General features: G+C 48.6%; 1 protein-coding gene. It reads right to left on the reverse strand.

Annotation, left to right across the window (positions count from 1 at the left end; genetic code table 11):
* On the reverse strand, positions 1–474 hold a 474-nt coding region (locus A3729_RS03455; RefSeq protein WP_068633163.1), incomplete at its 3' end, for an NADP oxidoreductase.
* Positions 475–580: the final 106 nt, after the last annotated feature.

The raw sequence follows: 580 nt of genomic DNA on the forward strand, positions 1-580 counted from the left end.
AGAAGGTGGACAACCTGGAATCTGGTAGTCAACTTTGACCACATCGACGCAGGTGTAAACCTTGTCGAGCAGCAAAGGTAGAGCTGGGTCATTTGGTATCTGGTTTTCTGGGTTGAGTACCTTGGGCGTGGTATAGGCTTCGTCCAGGCATTCTCTTAGCGGATCATCGGAATGCATAATGGCATTTCGCATGACCGGCAAACCGCCCATGATGGCGCATTGCCCAACGGCAAAAAGTATGTCGCAGTTCTCTCTGAATTCACGAAGCACATGGACGTTATCTTCATTACAGCAGCCGCCTTCAATGAGGCCAATGTCGCAACGGCGTGTGAACTTTTTGACATCGTTTAAAGGGCTGCGATCAAACTCGGCCAGTTCCATTAGTTCGATTATTCTTTCATCAATATCCAGCAACGACATATGACAGCCAAAGCAACCTGCCAGAGAGGTGGTGGCAATACGCTTCTTTCTCATTTTGTACTGTCCTCTTTGCCGGTTTCAGGCTGGTATTGTCGTACTTCGATATCTGAGCCAATTATATGGCTGTCGTATTGACGCTCGCCAACGGGGGCGAAAAAGC

The organism is Oleiphilus sp. HI0043 (assembly GCF_001634935.1).